The organism is Dolichospermum sp. UHCC 0352, assembly GCF_009711925.1.
Lineage (GTDB): Bacteria > Cyanobacteriota > Cyanobacteriia > Cyanobacteriales > Nostocaceae > Dolichospermum > Dolichospermum lemmermannii.
In genome coordinates this window covers 1-5,078 of record NZ_VIKY01000189.1, presented here as the reverse complement: position 1 = coordinate 5,078, position 5,078 = coordinate 1, and the positions used below count along the sequence as shown (strand labels likewise).

Sequence of the window (5,078 nt, the reverse complement as noted above, 5' to 3'; positions counted from 1 at the left end):
TTGCGCGATACTGCCTATCTTTTCCTTTAACTTTGAACTCGTAAATTATCATGGTTTCGACCTAAACACCACGAAGCTATGCTAACTCACGAATCATAATCTTGTCAACAGGAAAAACTTTCAGTGGAGGCTGAAGCCTCTATCTGGCTTTCATCCCTTGCCTAAAGGACAGTTGAGTTTTTCCGCAGTTCGACAAGTGTTACAGTGAGCTTGCCGAACTGCTCACTGACCACCACGCTCCAAAACTCAACTTCAAGGGTTTTCAGCCTAGTCTCTTATAATTAAATTCATATCAATAAAACTTTAAGCTTATAAGCGAATATATTAGTTTACGCTAAACTATCAGAGGCTTATAAGCGATATTCAAAGTCTGTATTCAAAATGAAAATCTGGTAAGTTATAAGTATAACAGCTTATGATATTCATGGGATAATACTCTGGACATATTTCGCTGAATGAGCCAAAAGCCTATTTGCAAGATATTAGCCACTGGAATTATCACCAAAAGTGTAAAACTAGTGATCTCAGAAACAGAAAACTACAATTTTCAAATTTTTTCTATACTAGTATAAACAAAACATAAGGAGAAATAATCATGACTAACACCCAAACACAAGCTACTGGCGACATTCAAGAAAAAATCCAAGAAGAACTTGAACAAGCCCGCACTGTATGTGATATCTCAGGTAGCAACTCCGCTGAATGTGCTGCTGCTTGGGATGCTGTAGAAGAATTGCAAGCGGAAGCTTCTCACCAGCGTCAAATCAAGCCTAAAAACGCTTTAGAGCAATATTGTGATGCTAACCCAGAAGCAGATGAGTGCCGTCTGTACGAAGATTAGAATCAGCAGTTGTGCTTTTTTCATTAAGTAACAATTTACTGGAATATCAATGGTTTAAACCTCCATTAATTAATGGATTTGAACTAGACGGGGAATAAACTCCCCGTTTTTCGCTTTTGAGAAAAGTCCCCAAACTGAATTTTTCTAGAATAGCTAACGCTATCAAATATCTATTCACAAATTTTCTATTTTTGTTATTGACTTTATGACACAAGTATGGTTTCGCCCTTATGTTTGGATGGATTATAGACTAGCGTTATTATTTACGCTGATTATTCCTTTAATTCTTTCAATTTGGGCATTTGTGCAAAAAGCTGAAGGAATGCAACGCTTATTAATGATTTACTGGCGAGTGGCTAGTTTATTAATTGTTAGTATGTACTTAATGATTGGTAGCTTTGGAGTTAGTTTCATCTCTGCTTTAATGGCGCGGATTCTGATCCCAATTGCGCTATGGTTTTGGGTAGATATCAATGATGAAATTGACTATTATCCCCATAGTCCATTAAAATTAAGTTTTACTTCTTGGCGTTGGGCGACAACAGTTTATTGTAGTTTAGGGGCAATAGCCCTTTTACCCTTCCTAGGTTGTGCTTTTTCAGGAACTGCGATTAAAACTCCTTACTGTAGTGTCTGGTTAGAAGCACCATTAATCTTTAAAGACTATTTTCACCACAATAGCAAACCTGCTTTTCTAGGGTTTTTGGGGATAGTGACTTTAGCAATTTACGTAATTTATTTAAGTTATTTTGTCGCGGTTAAACTCGGTAAACATGGACGTTCCGCTACACATTAAGCAATTGAAAAGTTAGAAAAAATTCTGAACTGTGATTATTCGGATTAATTATCTAAATAAAATTCATCACACAAATCATAGTTCCGACTTGTTTTCCTGATCAATAAATCATCCAAATCAAATTCATCACAAAAATCGTAGTTCCGACCGCTGAATTAATGAATAACTCTGTTGGTAAAAGACTGGAACAATATACAGTCAAAAAATCCCAAGAAGTTCTCATCGTCACTGTCAAAATTGATGATGAACCTGATCAAATTGCTGTGTTTAAAGGCTTTTCTAGTTCTTTGATGCGCCCAACAGCTTATGATCCAGATGTCCCAGTGTTACCAGATAAAGCTACAATTATCGCAATTGACAGAATAGCAAGTCCCTATAATCCTGATTCACCCCGTTATCTTCAACAAGATATTTCTTGGGAAGATATGCAGGTTTTATTATCAAAAATGGGAATTTAGATGAAGAGTGGGTAAGATTTTTTGAATTTTGAATTGTTAATTTTAAATTGTTAATATGTCGCGTTCTGGATACACTTTGCCCGTTTTTGCTTGTGCTGCTGCTGTTGCGGCTTTGCATTGGTTACGCTATCATCAACCCCTGACTGTGACTTCTGTAGATTTGATTACACCTGCTGAAATTGCCGAAATACCCATTGAACAAGTCGCAGGAATATCAGAAAATCAGGCTTTGGCTATGACTCGCAGTGATCCAGGTGATAACCTAGATTTAACAAAGAATACACCGATTTGGGCGATGGTGGCATGGTACGAGGGAGATGGAGAAGCGGTAATTATTCAGGGTGGAGAGGGGATTGGGAAGCAACTCAATGGTGAGGGGAAAGCCGCAATTTATGGTTATGCCCAAAAGTTATTCCAGGAAAATTTACAGCGATTATTAAAACCGACGGAAAAAATCAAGGTAACAATTATTTTACCAGAAGGGCGATCGCTTGCGGTCCGTACTTCTAATTCGGCGTTTGGAGTAGTGGAAGGACTGTCTTTATTAGGAACAACAGGGATTTCTCAACCTTTAAGTACACCAGATCAATTAACAGCTTTTCGTGCTGATTTAGCCGAAAAAGCCAGTCAATTTCCCACTTTGGTCTTTTGTATTGGGGAAAATGGCCTAGATTTAGCCCAAAAACTCGGTATCAACCCCGCACAAATGGTAAAAACTGCGAATTGGTTGGGACCCATGTTAGTCGCTGCTGATGTTTTAGGTGTAAAAGAAATTTTATTATTTGGTTATCACGGTAAATTGATGAAACTAGCGGGGGGAATCTTTCACACTCATCATCATTTAGCTGATGGTCGCCGGGAAATTTTAACTGCCCATTCTGCTATGCTAGGATTAGAGTCTTCCGATATTCAAACCATTTTTCAGAGTCCTACAGCAGAAGCAGCATTAAAACATCTGAGAATTCTCGATAGTAATAGTGGTAGTAATTGGGTAAATCAGGTTTATAGCTCCATTGCAGAAAGCATTGATACCCGTACTCAAGAATATATGAATAGCCATAATGAACAAGGTAAAACCATGATAGCTTGTGGTTCTGTACTTTTTGACCGCGATCGCCAAATTCTCGTAAAAAGTAAAACTGGTTGGATATTACTGGAAAAATTGTGCTAAATTAATAGGAATTATCGTAAGTACCACAAATAAATATTTTTAACTATGATTTGTATAATTAATTTGTTTAGATGATTCATTAATCTGTTATCACCATTAATCACAAAAATCATAAAAATCACAGTCCAGACTTCTTATCCTTAACAACACACCCTCCATAGCATGAATACAGCGGTGACTCTACCAACCGAAAAAATACCTCAAACACCAGAAAATTTGGGGAAACTTAAAGGTCAAATAATTGTAATTTTAGACTTTGGCTCTCAATATTCTGAATTAATTGCGCGTCGTATCCGCGAAACTCAAGTATATTCAGAAGTTATTTCCTATCGCACCACAGCCGAACAGTTACGCGAAATCAACCCCAAAGGTATCATCCTTTCCGGTGGACCAAATTCCGTATATAGCGACTACGCTCCCCATTGTGACCCAGAAATTTGGAAATTGGGAATACCCGTTCTCGGTGTTTGCTATGGTATGCAACTCATGGTTAATCAACTGGGTGGGGAAGTTATCCAAGCCGAACGGGGTGAATATGGTAAAGCATCTCTATACATAGATGACCCCACAGACTTATTAACTAATGTCGAAGAGGGTGCAACCATGTGGATGAGTCATGGAGATTCAGTCACAAATATGCCTCCTGGCTTTGAGTTACTGGCACATACTGATAATACTCCTTGTGCAGCGATCGCTCACCATGACAAAAAACTCTATGGTGTGCAATTTCACCCCGAAGTCGTCCATTCTCAGGGTGGTATAGCCTTAATTCGCAACTTTGTTTACCATATCTGTGACTGTGAACCAACTTGGACAACAGCCGCTTTTGTCGAAGAATCAATTCAGGAAATTCGCGCCAAGGTAGGAGACAAACGGGTATTATTAGCATTGTCTGGCGGTGTAGACTCTTCAACTCTAGCTTTTCTTCTGTATAAAGCCATTGGTGAGCAGCTAACCTGTGTATTTATTGATCAGGGTTTCATGCGAAAACTAGAACCCGAAAGATTAGTAAAGTTATTTAAAGAACAATTTCATATTCCTGTAGAATATGTTAATGCCCGCGAACGATTTATCTCAGCTATTGCTGGAGTAACTGATCCCGAAGAAAAGCGTCGCCGCATTGGACATGAATTTATCAGTGTTTTTGAGGAGACATCAAGGGATCTTGGGCATTTTGACTACTTAGCTCAAGGGACACTTTATCCAGACGTGATTGAATCTGCTGATACCAACGTTGATCCAAAAAGTGGTGAACGGGTAGCAGTGAAAATTAAAAGTCATCACAATGTGGGTGGTTTACCAAAAGACTTGAGATTTAAACTGGTAGAACCACTGCGAAAACTATTTAAAGATGAAGTTCGCAAAGTTGGGCGTTCCATTGGTTTACCAGAAGAAATTGTCCAACGTCAACCTTTTCCCGGCCCTGGTTTAGCAATTCGTATTTTAGGTGAAGTCACCTCCGAACGCTTGAATATTTTGCGAGACGCTGATTTAATTGTTCGTCAAGAAATTAACCAACGTGGTTTATATAATGAGGTTTGGCAAGCTTTTGCGGTTCTGTTACCAGTTCGTAGCGTTGGGGTGATGGGTGATAAACGCACCTATGCCTATCCTATTGTTTTAAGAATTGTCACTAGCGAAGATGGCATGACCGCAGACTGGGCGCGAATTCCTTACGATATATTAGAAGCAATTTCTACCCGCATTGTCAATGAAGTAAAAGGTGTAAACCGTGTGGTTTATGATATTACCTCTAAGCCACCTGGAACTATTGAGTGGGAATAGGTAATTGGTAATTGGTAATTGGTAATT

Annotated in this window: 5 protein-coding genes; all 5 read left to right on the top strand. The window is 38.7% G+C overall.

Annotation, left to right across the window (positions count from 1 at the left end; all coding sequences use genetic code 11):
* Positions 1–595 precede the first annotated feature (595 nt).
* The 5 genes from FJR06_RS12975 to guaA all read left to right on the top strand — a co-directional run bounded on the left by FJR06_RS12975 (position 596) and on the right by guaA (position 5,051).
* Positions 596–841, top strand: coding sequence for a Calvin cycle protein CP12 (locus tag FJR06_RS12975; RefSeq protein WP_015081465.1), 246 nt, complete (start codon positions 596–598; stop codon positions 839–841).
* 205 nt (positions 842–1,046) lie between these two features.
* Entirely contained in the window at positions 1,047–1,637 is a 591-nt protein-coding gene (locus FJR06_RS12970) for a DUF3177 family protein (RefSeq protein ID WP_015081466.1), read from the top strand.
* 158 nt (positions 1,638–1,795) lie between these two features.
* Positions 1,796–2,095, top strand: a complete 300-nt coding sequence (locus FJR06_RS12965; protein WP_015081467.1) for a hypothetical protein — start codon at positions 1,796–1,798, stop codon at positions 2,093–2,095.
* 55 nt (positions 2,096–2,150) lie between these two features.
* Complete coding sequence (gene cbiD / locus FJR06_RS12960; RefSeq protein ID WP_015081468.1) at positions 2,151–3,266, top strand: cobalt-precorrin-5B (C(1))-methyltransferase CbiD; 1,116 nt, start codon at positions 2,151–2,153, stop codon at positions 3,264–3,266.
* A 162-nt stretch (positions 3,267–3,428) separates the two neighbouring features.
* Entirely contained in the window at positions 3,429–5,051 is a 1,623-nt protein-coding gene (gene guaA, locus FJR06_RS12955) for a glutamine-hydrolyzing GMP synthase (RefSeq protein WP_015081469.1), read from the top strand.
* Positions 5,052–5,078 lie beyond the last annotated feature (27 nt).